The sequence below is a fragment of the Roseburia sp. AF15-21 genome (genome assembly GCF_003479505.1).
In the GTDB taxonomy this organism is placed as follows: domain Bacteria; phylum Bacillota; class Clostridia; order Lachnospirales; family Lachnospiraceae; genus Roseburia_C; species Roseburia_C amylophila.
In genome coordinates, this window is record NZ_QUHG01000003.1 from 135,828 (window position 1) to 152,676 (window position 16,849).

General features: G+C 42.6%; 15 protein-coding genes. 9 read left to right on the top strand and 6 right to left on the bottom strand.

Annotated elements, in window-relative coordinates; translation table 11 throughout:
- The first annotated feature begins 96 nt into the window (after positions 1–96).
- The 5 genes from thiE (at position 97) to thiM (ending at position 4,476) form a co-directional block, all read left to right on the top strand.
- Positions 97–744 (top strand): thiamine phosphate synthase, encoded by a 648-nt coding sequence (gene thiE, locus DWW33_RS05910; protein WP_118639058.1) that lies wholly within the window; start codon positions 97–99, stop codon positions 742–744.
- 389 nt (positions 745–1,133) lie between these two features.
- Entirely contained in the window at positions 1,134–1,937 is an 804-nt protein-coding gene (thiD, locus tag DWW33_RS05915) for a bifunctional hydroxymethylpyrimidine kinase/phosphomethylpyrimidine kinase (RefSeq protein ID WP_118639059.1), read from the top strand.
- On the top strand, positions 1,930–3,114 hold the full coding sequence (gene cytX, locus DWW33_RS05920; protein WP_118639060.1) for a putative hydroxymethylpyrimidine transporter CytX: 1,185 nt from the start codon (positions 1,930–1,932) through the stop codon (positions 3,112–3,114). Before thiD ends, cytX begins: the two co-directional genes overlap by 8 nt.
- A gap of 42 nt (positions 3,115–3,156) precedes the next feature.
- Positions 3,157–3,672 (top strand): energy coupling factor transporter S component ThiW, encoded by a 516-nt coding sequence (thiW, locus tag DWW33_RS05925; protein ID WP_022243897.1) that lies wholly within the window; start codon positions 3,157–3,159, stop codon positions 3,670–3,672.
- A gap of 3 nt (positions 3,673–3,675) precedes the next feature.
- Positions 3,676–4,476 carry a hydroxyethylthiazole kinase gene (thiM, locus tag DWW33_RS05930; protein ID WP_117946333.1) on the top strand — a complete coding sequence of 267 codons (801 nt, stop codon included), beginning with the start codon at positions 3,676–3,678 and terminating at the stop codon, positions 4,474–4,476.
- A gap of 21 nt (positions 4,477–4,497) precedes the next feature.
- Here the strand turns inward: thiM and DWW33_RS05935 are convergent, their stop codons facing one another.
- Together DWW33_RS05935 and DWW33_RS05940 are read right to left on the bottom strand one after the other, a co-directional pair.
- Complete coding sequence (locus tag DWW33_RS05935; RefSeq protein ID WP_117698457.1) at positions 4,498–5,376, bottom strand: YitT family protein; 879 nt, start codon at positions 5,374–5,376, stop codon at positions 4,498–4,500.
- An 18-nt stretch (positions 5,377–5,394) separates the two neighbouring features.
- Positions 5,395–7,347, bottom strand: coding sequence for a helicase-related protein (locus DWW33_RS05940; protein WP_118639061.1), 1,953 nt, complete (start codon positions 7,345–7,347; stop codon positions 5,395–5,397).
- A gap of 797 nt (positions 7,348–8,144) precedes the next feature.
- Here DWW33_RS05940 and DWW33_RS05950 point away from each other — a divergent pair.
- Positions 8,145–9,530 carry an MATE family efflux transporter gene (locus tag DWW33_RS05950; RefSeq protein WP_118639062.1) on the top strand — a complete coding sequence of 462 codons (1,386 nt, stop codon included), beginning with the start codon at positions 8,145–8,147 and terminating at the stop codon, positions 9,528–9,530.
- Between the two features lie 160 nt (positions 9,531–9,690).
- Here DWW33_RS05950 and DWW33_RS05955 read toward each other — a convergent pair whose 3' ends face one another.
- Together DWW33_RS05955 and DWW33_RS05960 are read right to left on the bottom strand one after the other, a co-directional pair.
- Positions 9,691–10,503, bottom strand: a complete 813-nt coding sequence (locus DWW33_RS05955) for a TPM domain-containing protein (protein ID WP_158577460.1) — start codon at positions 10,501–10,503, stop codon at positions 9,691–9,693.
- A complete protein-coding gene (locus DWW33_RS05960) occupies positions 10,496–12,091 on the bottom strand; it encodes a zinc ribbon domain-containing protein (protein WP_117698454.1) in 1,596 nt (531 codons plus the stop codon). Before DWW33_RS05960 ends, DWW33_RS05955 begins: the two co-directional genes overlap by 8 nt.
- Positions 12,092–12,771: 680 nt before the next feature.
- Between DWW33_RS05960 and DWW33_RS05965 the strand changes: the two genes are divergently transcribed.
- A complete protein-coding gene (locus DWW33_RS05965; protein WP_117698453.1) occupies positions 12,772–13,038 on the top strand; it encodes an RDAC family protein in 267 nt (88 codons plus the stop codon).
- A 50-nt stretch (positions 13,039–13,088) separates the two neighbouring features.
- Here the strand turns inward: DWW33_RS05965 and DWW33_RS05970 are convergent, their stop codons facing one another.
- Positions 13,089–14,207: a DUF4422 domain-containing protein gene (locus tag DWW33_RS05970; RefSeq protein WP_118639064.1), complete on the bottom strand. Its 1,119-nt coding sequence runs from the start codon at positions 14,205–14,207 to the stop codon at positions 13,089–13,091.
- Positions 14,208–14,342: 135 nt separating this feature from the next.
- Here DWW33_RS05970 and DWW33_RS05975 point away from each other — a divergent pair, with 135 nt between their 5' ends.
- Complete coding sequence (locus DWW33_RS05975; protein WP_118639065.1) at positions 14,343–15,104, top strand: LysM peptidoglycan-binding domain-containing protein; 762 nt, start codon at positions 14,343–14,345, stop codon at positions 15,102–15,104.
- Positions 15,105–15,273: 169 nt separating this feature from the next.
- Entirely contained in the window at positions 15,274–15,702 is a 429-nt protein-coding gene (locus DWW33_RS05980) for a hypothetical protein (RefSeq protein WP_118056522.1), read from the top strand.
- Positions 15,703–16,485: 783 nt separating this feature from the next.
- Here the strand turns inward: DWW33_RS05980 and DWW33_RS05985 are convergent.
- Positions 16,486–16,749 carry a TIGR03905 family TSCPD domain-containing protein gene (locus DWW33_RS05985; protein ID WP_022244527.1) on the bottom strand — a complete coding sequence of 88 codons (264 nt, stop codon included), beginning with the start codon at positions 16,747–16,749 and terminating at the stop codon, positions 16,486–16,488.
- Between the last annotated feature and the right edge of the window lie 100 nt (positions 16,750–16,849).

Here is a 16,849-nt window from a genome sequence, read left to right on the forward strand (position 1 = left end):
GATAACGAAACGCAGGTGCGATTACTTAGTGTGCAGGAATCTTTTTTACAGAGGTCCTGCACTTTTGTTTTTGCAGGTAGTGAGGAGAAATCACATATGAATATTACAAGAGAACAGCTTCTTCTTTATGCCGTTACCGACCGTAGCTGGCTTAAGGGAGAGACCTTATATGAGCAGGTAGAAAAAGCATTGAAGGGCGGAGTTACTTTAGTGCAGCTTCGGGAAAAAGAATTATCTGAGCCGGAATTTGAAGCAGAAGGCAGAAGCCTTTTGGAACTCTGCCACCGTTATAGGGTACCATTGATCATCAATGATAATGTGGAACTGGCAGAAAGGATAGGAGCCGATGGCGTGCATGTGGGACAGTCCGATATGGAGCTGACCCGTGCAAGAGAAATTCTTGGAACAGATAAAATCATCGGAGTGACTGCGAAAACAATAGAACAGGCACAGGCAGCAGAAAAAGCCGGTGCAGATTACTTAGGAAGCGGAGCCGTATTTGGCAGCAGCACCAAGACTGATGCAAAGCCGATGGAACTAAGCCTCCTGCAGGAAATCTGCCAGAGTGTCACCATCCCCGTAGTCGCAATTGGCGGCATCAACCACGATAACATCCTGAAATTAAAAGGATGCGAAATTGCAGGAGCAGCAGTTGTAAGTGGGATCTTCGCATGTGAAGACATCGAAGAGGGAACGAAAGAACTGTTGCAAAAAGTAAATATGGTAGTAAAAAATCATGTATAAGATAGGACATAAAAAAGTCTTGCTTATATAAAGTGCAGATGATGATTTTTGTGAATAAGGGATTCGGGTTGTTCTGATAATACCATTTCTTTGGCTGTTAGAGGCTATTGGATTTCCCTTATGCAACAGGCAACGCCGGCATCATGGATGTGCCGGCGAGGCGGAATGGAGCAAGGATGCGACTTTTCGCCGTTTGCCGGAAAAAAGATATACTTCCGGGAAATTCTAGTGACCCTGAAAGACAAAGAAGGTATGCAAGGGCAGCGGGATTGCTCATTGGAAATATAGTAAGATATATCATCGCCTGCAATGTAATAACAAACCACAGCGGCAGATTGGGGGCACCACCTTAGGTCGCTATACAAAATTAATGCAAAGGAGACAAATGTATGAACACAGCATTAACAATCGCTGGAAGTGATTCCAGTGGAGGCGCCGGCATCCAGGCAGATATTAAGACGATGACCGCCAATGGCGTATACGCCATGAGTGCGATCACGGCACTTACTGCCCAGAATACAACCGGCGTAACAGACATTATGGAGGTAACTCCAGAATTTTTGGCAGAGGAGCTGGATCGTATTTTTACGGATATATATCCGGATGCAGTGAAGACCGGAATGGTCTCTTCCAGTGCTCTGATAGAGACAATTGCGGACAAACTGACAGCGTACCACGCAAAAAATATAGTCGTGGATCCTGTTATGGTAGCGACCAGCGGAGCAAAGCTCATCAGCGATGACGCTATCGGTACATTGAAAACTAAATTATTGCCTCTGGCAACTGTTATAACCCCAAATATCCCGGAAGCGGAAGTGCTTTCCGGTATGGAGATAAAGACAGAAGCAGATATGGAAAAAGCAGCAGAAATCATTTGTAAAACCTTCGGTTGTGCCGTGTTATTAAAAGGCGGACATCAGTTAAATGATGCCAATGATTTGCTCTGGCAGAAGGAAAAAGAGCCGGTATGGTTCCACGGAAAGAGAATTGACAATCCAAACACCCACGGAACCGGTTGTACCTTATCATCTGCCATAGCATCTAATCTTGCCAAGGGACGCAGCCTGGAAACATCCGTGCAGTACGCAAAGAATTACATATCCGGCGCACTGGCAGCCATGTTGGATCTTGGAAAGGGAAGCGGCCCGATGAATCACGCATTTGCAATAGAAGGAGAATATACCAATGAATGAGAAGAAAACATCTGTATTCAGTAACGGATTAATCTGGTTTGGAGCCGGCGTATCCATTGCTGAAATTTTAACCGGAACTTATTTTGCACCACTTGGATTTGGCAAAGCCATGGCAGCTATCTTATTGGGACACTTAATCGGTGGACTGATGATGTTTGCAGCAGGAATAATTGGTGCAAGAGAACGAAGAAGTGCCATGGAAACCGTAAAAATGAGCTTTGGAGAGAAGGGAAGTCTTCTTTTTGCAGCGTTGAATGTATTGCAGCTGGTAGGATGGACAGCCATAATGATTTATGATGGCGCACTGGCAGCCAATGGTGTCATTCCGGTAGCAAACTGGTTCTGGGCAGCCATTATCGGAGTCCTTATTATCCTTTGGATCCTGATTGGACTTACCAATCTTGGAAAGCTCAATACCGTTGCAATGACCGCATTATTTATCCTGTCACTGGTATTGTTTAAAGTGATTTTTATTGGAAATGGAGCCATTCCGGCAATTGTGGATGATGGAAGCCTTACCTTTGGCGCAGCCGTAGAGCTTGCGGTAGCAATGCCACTTTCCTGGCTGCCATTAATCAGTGATTATACAAGAGAAGCAGAAAAACCATTTGCAGCAACCGCAGTCAGCGTTGTTGTATACAGTCTGGTCAGTATTTTCATGTATGTCATTGGTATGGGTGCAGCACTTATTACCGGTGAATATGATATTGCACAGATTATGTTAAAGACCGGATTTGGTATCGTAGGACTTGTGATTATCATTTTCTCAACAGTAACAACGACTTTCTTGGATGCTTATTCTGCTGGTGTTTCCAGTGTATCCATTTCTGAGAAAATCAATGAGAAATGGGCAGCAATTATTGTAACGGTAATCGGAACTGTTGCAGCAATTGTATATCCAATGGATAACATTACAAATTTCTTATATCTTATCGGTTCTGTCTTTGCTCCGATGATTGCCGTACAGATTGCAGATTACTTTATTTTAAAGAAAGCCAATGCAAAAGACATGGCATTTCAGTGGCGTAATCTTGGTGTCTGGCTTATCGGATTTGTGCTTTACCGTGTGCTGATGCACATAGATACTCCGGTTGGAAATACACTTCCGGATATGGTGGTTACCGTCATTCTCTGCGTGATTGTGGAAAAAGTTGCAGAAGCAGTAAAGAAAAACTAAGAGGTTCCCGTCCTCTCGGATGGGAACAGAAGAGAGGACAACATGAATCACAAATCAAACTTAAAGAAATTAACCGTAACCGCAATTTTTGCAGCAATCGCAGTCGTAGGAAGCCTTTTCTCATTTCCGGTATTCGGCTCAAAATGTGCCCCGGTACAGCATCTTGTAAACGTACTGTGTGCTGTTCTGGTAGGACCTTGGTGGGGACTTGCCCAGGCATTTATTGCATCCTTAATCCGTAACCTTTTAGCATTGGGAAGTCCACTGGCATTTCCGGGAAGTATGTGTGGAGCACTTCTTGGCGGACTCCTTTATAAATATGGAAAGAAACTCCCATTTGCATATATCGGTGAGGTAGTAGGAACCGGAATTATCGGTGGAATGCTTTCTTATCCGGTTGCTTATCTGGTAATGGGAAATACAGCAGCTGCATTATTTACTTTTGTAGTACCATTTTTAATCAGTACCTGTGGCGGAACCATTATTGCAATGATTATTACCATTCCTTTAAAGAAATCAGGAATGTTAGCAAAAATGAAAGACAGTCTGGAGAACTAGAATATGGAATTAGAAGCCGGAAAAATTGCAGAACTGCATCATGAGATAAAAAAGAAACGTCCGGTCATTCACTGTATAACCAATGCGGTGACCGTCAATGACTGTGCCAATATTCTGCTGGCAGCAGGCGCATCTCCGACCATGGCACATCATCCGCTGGAAGTGGAAGAGATAACAGAAGGGGCAGCAGCCTTAGTCTGCAATCTTGGAGCTATTGCGGATTTTGAAGCTATGGAAAAAGCCGGAAAGAAAGCGGATGAAATGGGACATGCCATTGTATTAGACCCGGTAGGAATTTCCGGTTCTACTTACCGGCGGATGAAATGCCAGACTTTGATAAAAGAAATCCACCCGACCTGCATTCGGGGAAATTATTCTGAGATTCGTGCACTGTTAAAGGACTGCAATACCGTAACCGGTGTGGATGCATCGGATAAGTCTGTTGATGTGGAAAGCATGAAACAATATGCGAAGGTACAGAAGACCATACTGATTGCATCCGGTGCAGTGGATGTGATTACGGATGGCGTAGAAGTCTTTGAATGCAGAAGAGGCCATGAAATGATGGCGCATATTACCGGAAGCGGTTGTATGTCATCGGTTATGCTGGGTGCATTTCTTGGAACAGAAGCAACCATAGAAGCGGCAGCAGCCTGCTGCAGTTTTATTGGATTGTGCGGCGAGGCAGCCGCAGAAAAAACAAAGGAATGTCAGGGCGGTACCATGACATTCCGAAATGTTTTCATCGATGAAGTTTCGTTGATGACACCGGAGAAAATTTATGACCGGTATCAGGAAAAGTAGTTTTGTATACCAGATGATGCATTAATCATTTGGAGTATTGTGAAACCGGCCTTCCAATTCCTCCGTCTTTACAATATTGATAAATGCGTGTGGGTCGATGGAACGTATCATAGGAATTAACTGGCGCTTAGCCTCCGTATTAATGACGGAGTAGATAAGCGTCTTTTCTTTTTCTTCATAACAGCCAATGCCCTGAAAGAGGGTGGCATCGTGGTTGGTGGTTTCCCGGATCGCATGATAAATTTCATTGGATTTATCAGAAATAATAAACAGAGTCTCTTTCTTGTAACGCTTATAAAGCATCTGAATTACCTGTGTGCTGCAGAACTGGTAAATAATGGAATAAAGTGCAATAGACCAGCCAAAGAGAGCACCTGCAATGGCAAGGATAATGACATTGCCAAGGAGAATATAATTCCATGCATCAATTCCCTTCTGGGAAGAAAGATAAATACTGATAAAATCGGTTCCACCGGTAGTAGTTCCAACGTTTAAGCACAGGCAGATGGCAAATCCGTTTAAAAGACCACCGAACACACTGATTAAAAGAACATCCTGTGTAAATACATAAGCCGGCAGCAGGTCTACGAAAATACTGGATAAGAAAATCGTAAGAATCGAGTACCAGGTAAATTTTTTCCCAAGGAACCGGAAACCGATATAGATTGGGAAAATATTTAAAGCCACGTTGAAAAAGGTATATGGAATATCAATATGGAAAAAGGTCAGTCCGATTTCCTGCAAGAGCAGGGATACTCCGGAAAAGCCACCCGGAAATAATCCGGCAGTTTTCGCAAAACAACGCAGGTTCCATGCATACAGAATCGATGCAAAAAATACGATGAAAATCCGGAAGACCTGATAAAATTTTGGATGTTTGGACTCAATGGAAAGAAACATAATGATTACCTCCTGTTATCAGATTTTTTTATAGGGACTGTGTCCATAACACTTCTCACAGACCCGGAACGGATAACCTACCGGCAGCGTTACGCCGCAGTATTTACAGGTGCGGATATAATCCTTCTTATCTTTGGCAAGAAGCTTCATAATTGTATCTTCTGTCTTTTCCCGTTCCCGGTTTAATCGCTCGCTATCAGAAATTTTTCCCATTCTGGTGGAAAACTGATGGTACAAGTCCAACATTTTATAAAAAGTTTCGTAACGCATCAGTCCCTTGTCATTACACATAATCAGTGATGGAAAATGAAGGGAGACATCAGCAGTATAGGTTTTACAGTAATAGAGCCACAAATCAACGATATCCCGGTTTTTGATATCAATGGAGCAGGTCAGCATCCGGTAGAGTATATGTTTATCCTCAAACCCATCGATTTCTTTACGGGCTTTATATGCCTTATCATATAGAAAGAGAATTTCGTCAATGCTGATTTTCTCAAAAGGAGCAGAGGGCTCTACGGATTTCCATATTTTTAAAATGGCATTTAATGGCTCGTCCATATCTAAAAGGACATGTGGGAAACCAAGGCTTACCTTCTTAATAACCGGTTCCGGCTGGTCAAAACGTTTGGCAATATAATTTCTGGCATCCTCGCCCATGGCATTGACATAACCGGTGTCATACATGCCAAACCGTCCGGCACGTCCGGCAATCTGCCGTATCTCCGGAATATTAAGCGGGCGGGTGGAAATGCCGTCATACTTTTCTGTCTGGATAAAAACAATTCTTCGTACCGGAAGATTCAGTCCCATACCGATGGCATCGGTGGAAACCACTACTTTTGTTTCGTGGCTTAAGAAAAGACGAATCTGTCTTCTGCGGATTTCCGGTGGAAGACTGCCGTAGATGACACTGGCACGAATTCCCTCACGTTCTAATCGTCCGGCAATGTCTAAGACAGCACGCTTGGTAAAAGTGATTAGTGCATCACCTTCTGTGACATCATCCGGAAAAACAAATGCCTCTTGCTCACAGACTAGTGCAGTTTTCCGTTCATAGTGGCGAACCTCAAAGGTATCCTCGCAAAGGGCTATGAGGTGGGTAACAACTTCCTCGGCAGCAGGACTCATGCAGATATGGATTTCATCTGCTTTTACCCCCAGAATAGCGCGGGTCCAGGAGTGCCCACGGTCACGGTCTGCAATCATCTGTGCTTCATCAATAACGGCAATATCATAGTGCTGTTCCATGTCCAACATTTCAATGGTAGAAGAAGTAATCCGGCTGTTTTCCTCCGGAATGCATTCTTCTCCGGTAAGCATTGTACAGGCAATGCCGGCATCTTTCATTTTCTCATAGATTTCCAGCGCTAGAAGACGCAAAGGACCAAGATAGACTCCGCACGAAGCCTCTTTTAAACGCTCTAATGCGTGATAAGTTTTGCCACAGTTGGTAGGACCAACATGCAGGATAAAATGCCGCTGCATGCCTCTGGTCTGTGGAAATTCTGTTTCCGGTTTCAACGGAACCATCCCGACAATCTGATGACGCATTCCAAATTGTCCATACTGATGGCACAAATCCTTTAAGGTGCGCCGGCAGATTGCAAGGGGCATTTCCTGATATAAAAAGTTTAAGAAACGCTCTGTAATTAATTCCGGTTCCTCGTCCCGCAGGGAACTGATATCAAGACGGACCAGCTCAGCAACAAGATACGTCTCAAACTGCATAATATAAATGGGATTGGCATCCCGATAAACAAAATAGGAAAGATTACGGAGCTGACGGTGATAATTCTCCAGCTGCGGCTGCTTTATCTTCGGAGAATGGATAGCCAGCAGTTCCTTGGAAAGCCGCTGCATCCGCTTCGGATAAGGACCTGTTTCCGGTATCGTTTTTTTATGCTTCTTTTTCGCAAAGGTTTTATACTGGGCACAATAGAATTGTACCAATTTATCTGTCTGTATCATACGACCTCCATATCTATGCTAAGTATACCATTCTTTGGGTATGGTTGCAAAAGACATATTTTTCACTTTACAGGAAATTGCTTTCCTGTAAAGTAAGAAACGCTCCGCGAGGATGCGCACTGCGGCGTATAAGGTAGATGTCGCAAGCGACCGCCGCAGGCGCGAGAATGTGCCAAGGCACATTCTATGTTCTATGAAATCTCTTCCACCGCTGGTTTGACTTCGGAGAAAATGGGTGTTACAATCGTTCGGTATGAAATGCTTTATGCAGGCGATGGGGAAAGCTTATAAGATAATACAAAATCATTGGTTATTCACCAATTGCCTGTTTGGGACTGGAAAATCCCACAGTTCTAAAGTACATGTTTTTCTTTTTGCTATGAAAACAGTCTTTTCCATGTTTGACAGTAATACTGCACCGTTCGCTGAAATACGGATGTATTTTAAGGACTGTTAGGGGCACTTGGAATTTCGTCTGACAACAGGCAACGCTGGTACAGGGATGTACCAGCGAGGCACAATTGAACATGGATGTGAATTTGTGCCGGTTGCCAGACAAAGCAGGCTGTAAATCGAAATTCCTAGTGCCCCTTGCAGGACTTATGTGGCATCCGTATCCAGCGGACAGTACAGTATTCCAGTCAAAGCAGGCAAAAGACAGTTTACAATCAAGAAAAACATGTACTTAAGAACGGTTGGTATTTTCCGTCAACAAACAGTTAATTGCTGAATATCCAATTGATTATTTGTTTCAGTCATAAGCTTTCCCCTTCGCCTGAGAAAGAAAGGAGACCGTGATGGAACACACAGTAGAAACTACGAAGAATCCGCTGGCGGAAGAAAAAATCGGGAAACTGATTGCCCGCTTTGCAATACCGGCAATCATCAGCATGCTGGTAAGTTCCCTTTATAATATAGTAGATCAGATATTTATCGGACAGGGCGTTGGCATGCTTGGAAATGCTGCAACAAATATTGCATTTCCGGTATCCATTATCTGCACGGCAACGGCATTGTTACTTGGAATCGGAAGTGCATCCAATTATAATCTGGAGACCGGAAAAGGAAATGTAGAAGAAGCAAATAAGATTGCAGGAACAGGACTGGGTCTGCTGTTTATCTGTGGAGTGATAATTGCAGCAATCGTATTGCTGTTTTTAAATCCGCTGCTGTATTTATTTGGTGTAACACCAGATGTGTTGCCATATGCACAGGATTATACATTTATTACAGCCTTAGGAATCCCGTTTCTGGTATCCACAACCGGCGGAACGCATCTGATCCGTGCGGACAGAAGTCCGACCTATTCTATGACCTGCATGCTTGTGGGTGCAATTATCAACACGATTTTAGACCCGTTATTTATTTTTACATTTAACTGGGGAATCAAAGGAGCCGCATGGGCGACTGTAATCGGACAGTTTGTATCAGGTCTGCTTGTTATTATATATTTTGTAAAATTCCGTAAAATGGAACTTCGGCTTTCCATGCTTCGCCCAAAGGTAAAATATATGAAAGCGATTGCAGCATTGGGAATGGCTTCCTGCATCAACCAGATAGCCATGGCAATCGTGCAGATTACCATGAATAATACGCTGCGTCATTACGGAGAAATGTCTGTATATGGAACAGATATCCCCCTTGCCTGCGTTGGAATTATCTCAAAAGTAAATATGGTATTTATGGCAATCTGTATTGGAATTTCCCAGGGCTGTCAGCCAATCTGGGGCTTTAATTATGGAGCGGGAAGTTTCGAGAGAGTAAGAAAAACATTCTGGCGTGCCTTTGAGATATCTATGCTGGTGGGTGTTGCATTTTTTATTGTATTTCAGATATTCCCACATCAGCTGGTGGCGGTATTTGGTGATGGAAGTGCAGAATATTTCCAGTTTGCAGAGCGGTATTTCAGAATTTTTATGTTTATGACATTTATCAATGGAATCCAGCCAATGTCTTCTGGTTTCTTTACATCCATTGGAAAAGCCAGACTTGGTATTGTAGTATCGCTGACCAGGCAGGTGCTGTTTTTGCTGCCGCTGATTCTTATTTTCCCTTTGTTTATGGGAATCGATGGAGTAATGTATGCAGGACCAATCGCAGATGCAGCTGCAGCTGTCGTTGCCATTTTCTATGCATTGCGTGAATTAAATATCATGAAAAACTTAGAAAAGAAAGCAATATAAAAAATATCAATATAAAGAAACGTCAAAAAGAATCCCATGGAAAACAGAAATATTCTCCATGGGATTTTTGCTATTGCCGGACATCTGTAAGAATTTGCCGGTGGCAGGTTCTACAGGTTATGAAATAGCGGTATGAAACGGCAAAAGGCAGGTCTTGGGATTAGAAGCTGTGACCGCCGCCACCGCCGCCACCGCCACTGCTGCTGCCACCGCCGCCACCGCTGCTGCCACCGCTGCCGCTGCTGGAAGGCGGACTGTAGACACGGGATTGCCGGATAAAACGGACATTTGGATTGACAATATTGCACTGTGTAAATACCTTTCCTAAAAGATCTGTTTTCGATGGTCTCTTCGCACGGGAGAAGGAACGTACCAGAAAATAATTTAACAACAAAGCAATGATAACTGCTAAAAAGGCATTACTGATATATTTCATCGGCTGCGCAATTTTTCGCCCTTCGAGCAATGTATTAATCTGACCAAAAGCGGTAAATGCACAGGTGTAATAATCACCATCAGAGGCATATTTGTATACATTATCGGTGATAGTGTTGGCATAATTTTTCGTAATGGTTTCATAAATGGTTCCGTTGCTGTGAATCCAGATGTTCCGATTGTCCATATCAATGAGAAATACGGTTGCACTGGTGGAACCGAAGGTGTCGCGGTAATAGCTTCGGATATAATCCTCAGTAGAATAGTAAGGATTGTAATCGATGGATTTAAAAGCAACACTTCCGTAAGTGGTAATCGGAGCCATCTCTTTTCCAAGGGTGGTTTCTTCCTCGTCTGTTAAAAGGTTGGCATCGTCCTCAACGATAACCTGATAACCGGTGCTTTTATTGGTATAGGTCTTGGTTTCGGCTTTGCAGGTAATACTTCCGTTAAGTAAGAGGAAGAAACATGCAAGCAGGCAGCCAAGAATTATTTTTGCAGAAAAAGAGCTGTATTTCTTCTTATATGTATCAGGCACGGTCATCACCTCCCTGTCGGTTAAACTGCGGCAGTTTCCGCATGGTAAGCATATTGTATTCCTTTAAAATGCTAAGAAGCGTAAAAATAATACCGGCAAAAGATACAATTGCACCACCATAGTAATAAAGGTCGGAAACCGGATGCAGGAAAGTAATCATTCCGGCAGCAGCAATGGAAATTAAGGCACCTAGGAATCCCGGAATTTTTCCACGGGTGGTTGTTTCACTGAACTGGGAAAATCCAAACAGCGAAGTCAGAATCCCACCGCCGATAACAATAAGCATAACAATTTTAGAAAATGAAAAACCGCCGGAACTAAAGATTCCCATTAGAACCTGAATTGCAAATACACCTAAAAACAGATAAGGAATAATGCTTTCAAATTTAGATTTCATGCTTTTATGGGGCTTTAAGTTTATTTTTACGTTGGCTTCTTTCTTGACATTTCCCTGTTTGGACTGATATCCCCTGTCATTCTCATAGGTTTCCTGACTATGGATTTCGCTCAGCTCCACAAAATAAATAATGGAGGCAAAAAGTGCCAGAGCCGCAGAAAGTATCAGGGTTGAAGCAGGCCGTATGGTAAAGAAAAGATTTAAAAGCAGAAAAACCGGGATAGCCAGTAGAAAGGAACCGAGTAAAAATTTACGTCTATCTACCGGGATATCAGCAGCAACCTTTCCGGTCTGTCCATTGACCGTAGCGTAGGCAACGCGGTCTTTGTTACGGTAGGATAAGAACCATACCGGAAGCATGGCGCTGGCAGCTTCCTTGCATTCCGTATTTAATGCATAACTCATATAATGGTTTGTTTCCGGATAAATAAAATTAAATTCCTGGAAGGCAGGTATTTTTTTGACTTTGGAATAAGTCTGTTCATTGGCAATGGCTTTTGCGTCCTCCAGATAAATATCGCTGTCCACATCGGCAGTATCAGCATAGAAACCACACAGAATGGACGGAGTAAAACTTTTCATGCCGCGCACATCAAAGGGAGCAATATTCTCGCTGATAACATCCGAAAAAGAAGAAGACGCATCATAAGAGAGCCCTTTATAATAGGCATCCGTCTGGCAGAGCAGATTATAGTGGTCGGTTACAATATAGTTACCTTCCCGGTGGCTTTTTTCAGCCGGCAGCTGTACCGTACCTTCGTGGGTAATGTTATATACCCAGTAAGGCATATAAATCCCACGGAAATTGTCTACATTGCGCGGGTCTTTCAGTTCCTTAGGGGCAAAAATGGCATGGCGCATCATTTTGCCATAAGCCTTCTTGCAGTCCTCCTTGGTAATCTGGAAAGGAACAATGTAGTCCGGACGTTTTTCCCTGGCAATCCGGCTGTCAAGAATCGTAGAAGCACCACAGAAACTACAGAATCCGGTTGCAGCATTCTCAGTACTTAAGATTTCACCGCCGCATTGCGGACAGGTGAAAATGTTGACATCATAAGTAGATGTCTCCACAGCATCGTGATCCTTCTGATAGCTGTAAGGATTCAGCTGTGTGTGACAGTAGTCACAGACAAGTGATTGTGTTGGAATATCAAACCTCAGATTTCCTCCACAATTGGGACATTCATACATAACATTCTCCTCTTTTGATTTAATATACTCAGGTATTGACCGCACAAGGATACGTTGTCCCCGGAAAACTTCTGGTATCGAAGACCTTTGTTTTAGATATAAAAATACCGAATTTCTAATGTGTGTGTTTCACTTTTGGTTATAAAAACTATCTTTCCAATGTTTGACAAAATCACTGTACGGTTCGTCGAAATGCAGATGCCTTATAACGACTGCTAGGGGCACTTGGAATTTCGCCTGAAAACCGGCAACACTGGCACAGGGATGTGCCAGAGAGGTGCATATGAGCACGGATGTGAATTTGCACCGGTTGCCGGATAAAGTGATATATTGTCCGAAATTTCCGGTGCCCCTTGCAGCCGTTAGGTGGCATCTACAATCGACGGACAGTGCAGAGATTCCGTCAAAGCAACGGAAAGACAGTTTACCATCAAGCGAAACACACACATAAGAAATGCAGGTATTTCATATTATAAAAACAAAAGGTTCTTCGATACCAAAGTTTTCCGGTATCAACTTATCTCGTTGACAATGACCTAATGTAATATACTAATATGGTAATAGAAATATAACAGAAAGTAAATACATTTTACTTTATATTTTCAGAAAATTGAGTTATAATATATATATCTAGAAGTAATACGAGAGAGTTGTCATACGACCGTAGAGGAGGGGTGCTTATGAGACAGGAATTTACTTATAACCAGATTGCACACCTGAATGCAGCGTTACATGAACAACGCCTGCCATACCGTATTAGCTTTCATGATGCGGAGACAGCCGTTGTAGAACCGTTAGGATTTTGTGCATGTGATGGTAAAGAGGGTATGCTCAAAGCGGCAATTGAAGCATTTTTTGAAAAAGAGGGAATGACCGTAACATTCTCTGACCATTGCGAAATTATTTCACCGGGATGCCGGACCGTTTCTGTGGCAGCCTGCCAGTAGAAACAGGTGAAACCGGAAAGATGGGCAGATTAGAAGGAAGAAGCCGGAATTCAAAAATCTTTGAGATGGGAACAGATTTTTGAAAATACGTTCTCTTTTAAGTCCTCATCAGAACAGAACATTTGAATCGCTATATCCACTGCTTTCGGAGAGAGAGCAGTGGATTTTTTGAGCCATGAAATATCAGCGGCAGACTCTGTCCCTGTAAGAAAATGATTTACAATTTCATTTAACCGGTGGCAGAATTCCATCAGGGAATGATAATCATGAATCATATCTAAAAGGTTGTGCCCATAAAGTTCCTGTTCAAAGGAACAGGTAGAAATTACCTGCATGCAAAGGTGCAGTTCACCGGTAATATCAGAAGCTTCCATCAGAATGTCCGGGCGTTTCGCATAGCTTTCCATGAAAATGGACTGGGCTTTCTGGTAGTCGCCATTCGCAAAACATTTTGCCAGAGATTCCCGGAGAACTCTTGTTTCATGTTTTTCGCCGGACATCCCCACCATACATTCATAAGTGGAGAGATTCTGCTTCGCAATGTAAACTGTTAACAGAAATTCCGACAGGAATCCAAACAACCGCTTGCAGTAATTATCATAGTTGCTGATATCGACCCGGCACTCCACTTCAAAGAGAATGTCAAACAGCCATTCACAGTAGGCATCAAATCGTTCCTTTGAAGTAATGAAAATATTCCCAAAATAAGTATGTACATCATGAACCATATGGTGAAAAACAGGCAAATAGTCAGGGTATTTTTCAGAAATAACCTGCTCAGTAATCAGCAGATCCTTCTGGTGATGGTTCTGGCTGAAACCATTAAAATACGAAGTATTTAAAGTCAGAAGCTTTGGTGTGATCATGTCATGATTCTGAAGCAGCCGCATCAGCTCTCTTTCCGTGAAAATAAGCCCCTGCCTATTTATGAGATAGCGGCGGTAATGACAGATGCCGATATAATCGCAGGCATGGTAATTTTTCCAGAGCCAGTAAATGCCGGTCAGCTCGCAGAAACTTTTGTTTTTCCGGGAAATATTATCTCCGGTATCATCTGCAAGATAGCCCAATTCCGGAGAAATTGCATGTCCGACCTGCAGAGGAACATACATGGAATCGGTGGGAGCTTTAAATTGTTTGTGGGTCATAACGAATATTTTAATGGACATAATACACCTCGCAAAAACATGCTTTTCCCTTACTGTATACGCAATCACATTCCCTGGCAAGAGCAAATCGGGGAACCAATCAACATTTTTGACATAAACTAATACGAAAGTAAGAAAGAATGGAAAGAGGTCAGCGTGAACTGCAGCAATTCAATCGAACATACCGTGGAAGCCGGGGATACATTATACAAACTTTCCCGGCAGTATAAGACAACGGTATCCTCTATTATTTTAAGCAATCCAAGGATAAATCCTTACAATTTACAGATTGGAATGAAGATAGAAATATGTCCGGGCAGAGAATACACAAGACCGGAAATGTCGGGAAATACAGGAAATTCCGGGATTTCCAATAACAACGGAAAAGGAAATTTAAAAGAACTGATGCGGATGGCATGGCTGAATCATACTTACCTGCTCCGGATGCTTTTGGTCAGCATGGCGGCGGATTTGCCGGATCAGCAGGAGCTGGTTACTGCATTAATTGATAATGCAGAGGAAATAGCAGACCTTTTCGGCAGATATTATCCGGAAAATACGGTGCACAGCCTCAGAGATTTACTGGTGCGCCAGGTAGAGCTTACCGGTGGACTGATTACCCAGAAAAAAGAAGGGAGAACGAAGGATATGGCGGAGCAGGTACGCCGGTTAAACGAAAATGCAGACCGCATCGCAGAACTTTTAGCATCTGCAACACCGGAATATGAAGAAAGTGCATTAAAAGAAATGTTCCGTATGTACGTAGACCTGACCGGACAGGAAATCAGTGAGCGGCTTGCCGGCAATTATGAAAAAGATTTACAGACATTCTGGAATATCCAGCGGCAGATTATTGCTATGGCGGATTATTTTGCCAACGGACTGGAAACAGAGGCAAAGGAATCCGGGCTTCGTTAAAGAAAAGGCATTAAAAAGTATTGTTTCTTATGGTTTCACAGCAGAAGCGGCTGTGTTATAATAGAAAAACAGGACAAAAATAACCGGGGCTGTCCGAATGCAACTGCGGACAGCCACAACATAAAAGTACAGAACAAAAACAATAGTAAATAGAAGGAGACAGCAAAAAATGACACCAGAATTTTTAAACAGCACATTAGAGCATTTATATGAGAGAACCAAAGAGGGAAAGCAGCACTGGAATGTTGAGATGAAGACCAGCGAATATAAAGAGGAATCCGAAAAGCCGGTTGTAGAAGCCGACGGAAAGCAGTGGGTAGTAGATGAGTGTTATACAGCCTATTCCTGCGAAGAGCATGGAAATGAATTTGTAATGATTACTTATGAAAATATTGAGACTTGTGGAGAAGAAGTGCGGAGCACCAATATGGTATTCCTGCCGGATCCGAATGTCCGCTATTTTGATTTGGACCGGCTGGCTCAGTATGCAATTCTTCCAAGCCAGAAATTGATGGAGACCATTCATCAGTTATTTACTCTTCTGCTTTCTCTTCAGAAGGAAGAAAGTGCCCAGGTAGAGTGGAAAGTCAGCGAATAGGAAATGGCATCGCAGACAGATTACAGTTACATATGTTTCCTGTAGTTGTTTTAACAATTTAAATAAAACTGAAAATTCAGATAATTTACACAATATATGCAATATAATAAAGTAAATACGAAAAATAATTAAGAAAATTCTAAAAATAGTATTGACAAATGAACTATAGTTAGATATAATCAAATCATCAAAAGAAACAAATGAACGGAAACAAAGTAAGGAGGAGATTCCACCAGAAAGAGAAGGAACAAACTCATAATAATGTAAGAGGAGGTCGATACCACCAGGATATTAAATCAGAATCGGACAAGCGTTTAGACGAAGAGAAACGCAATAGTAAGAAAGGAAGGTACGGTCCAATGCAGAGCTGATAGATATTATGAAACCTGACATAATAAATAATAAAATCAGATTCAGTTCATGGATTCAGAATCGGAAGGAAAACCTGAGGTAAATACAAAAGAAAAGTGGATGGAGAATCAGAACGGCAACGTAAAGATATGGTTCCAGTCCAACAGGACTCAGAAGCGAACGGATTCAGGAGGAAGGGTTCAGGGATTGAAGACGAAATATACGAAATGAGGTAAAAGTCCAATGGACGAAATAGTATGAAAGGGCATCATCTTAAGAGAATTTAGATGATGCCCTTTTTCACTTTACAGGGAATTGCTTTCCTGTAAAGTAAAAAACGCTCCGCGAGGATGCGCACTGCAGCGTATAAGGTAGATGTCGCAAGCGACCGCCGCAGGCGCGGGAATGTGCCAAGGCACATTCTTTGTTCTGTTATGCTTCTTTTTTCTGCGCTTCAAGGGCTGCTAAGCATGCCTGGGCAAGCTGGTCGCCACAGGAAGTGGATTTGAATCCACAGGTGATGCCCTTTAATTTTTCTTCTACTTCTTCTACCGTTAATCCTTCTACCAAAGAAGAGATAGCCTTTAAGTTGCCGTTACATCCGTTGGTAAAGGTAACATGTTTTAAAACATTTCCCTCTAAATCCAAATCAATCTGGGTGGAACAGGTTCCTTTGGTTTTGTATGTGTAATGCATAAGAAACTCCTTTCTATACCTGGACTTGTTGTCAGGCGATTGCAAAATGAAAAATAGTGTATGACATATTTTTTATGAGGTGAAAGGCTCCTCTTCTTTT

Excerpts from the sequence above, each read along its gene's own strand:
- thiE (WP_118639058.1), top strand. The coding sequence starts at position 97 with ATGAATATTACAAGAGAACAGCTTCTTCTTTATGCCGTTACCGACCGT.
- thiD (WP_118639059.1), top strand. The coding sequence starts at position 1,134 with ATGAACACAGCATTAACAATCGCTGGAAGTGATTCCAGTGGAGGCGCC.
- cytX (WP_118639060.1), top strand. The coding sequence starts at position 1,930 with ATGAATGAGAAGAAAACATCTGTATTCAGTAACGGATTAATCTGGTTT.
- thiW (WP_022243897.1), top strand. The coding sequence starts at position 3,157 with ATGAATCACAAATCAAACTTAAAGAAATTAACCGTAACCGCAATTTTT.
- thiM (WP_117946333.1), top strand. The coding sequence starts at position 3,676 with ATGGAATTAGAAGCCGGAAAAATTGCAGAACTGCATCATGAGATAAAA.
- DWW33_RS05935 (WP_117698457.1), bottom strand. The coding sequence starts at position 5,376 with ATGTTTCTTTCCATTGAGTCCAAACATCCAAAATTTTATCAGGTCTTC.
- DWW33_RS05940 (WP_118639061.1), bottom strand. The coding sequence starts at position 7,347 with ATGATACAGACAGATAAATTGGTACAATTCTATTGTGCCCAGTATAAA.
- DWW33_RS05950 (WP_118639062.1), top strand. The coding sequence starts at position 8,145 with ATGGAACACACAGTAGAAACTACGAAGAATCCGCTGGCGGAAGAAAAA.
- DWW33_RS05960 (WP_117698454.1), bottom strand. The coding sequence starts at position 12,091 with ATGTATGAATGTCCCAATTGTGGAGGAAATCTGAGGTTTGATATTCCA.
- DWW33_RS05965 (WP_117698453.1), top strand. The coding sequence starts at position 12,772 with ATGAGACAGGAATTTACTTATAACCAGATTGCACACCTGAATGCAGCG.
- DWW33_RS05970 (WP_118639064.1), bottom strand. The coding sequence starts at position 14,207 with ATGTCCATTAAAATATTCGTTATGACCCACAAACAATTTAAAGCTCCC.
- DWW33_RS05980 (WP_118056522.1), top strand. The coding sequence starts at position 15,274 with ATGACACCAGAATTTTTAAACAGCACATTAGAGCATTTATATGAGAGA.
- DWW33_RS05985 (WP_022244527.1), bottom strand. The coding sequence starts at position 16,749 with ATGCATTACACATACAAAACCAAAGGAACCTGTTCCACCCAGATTGAT.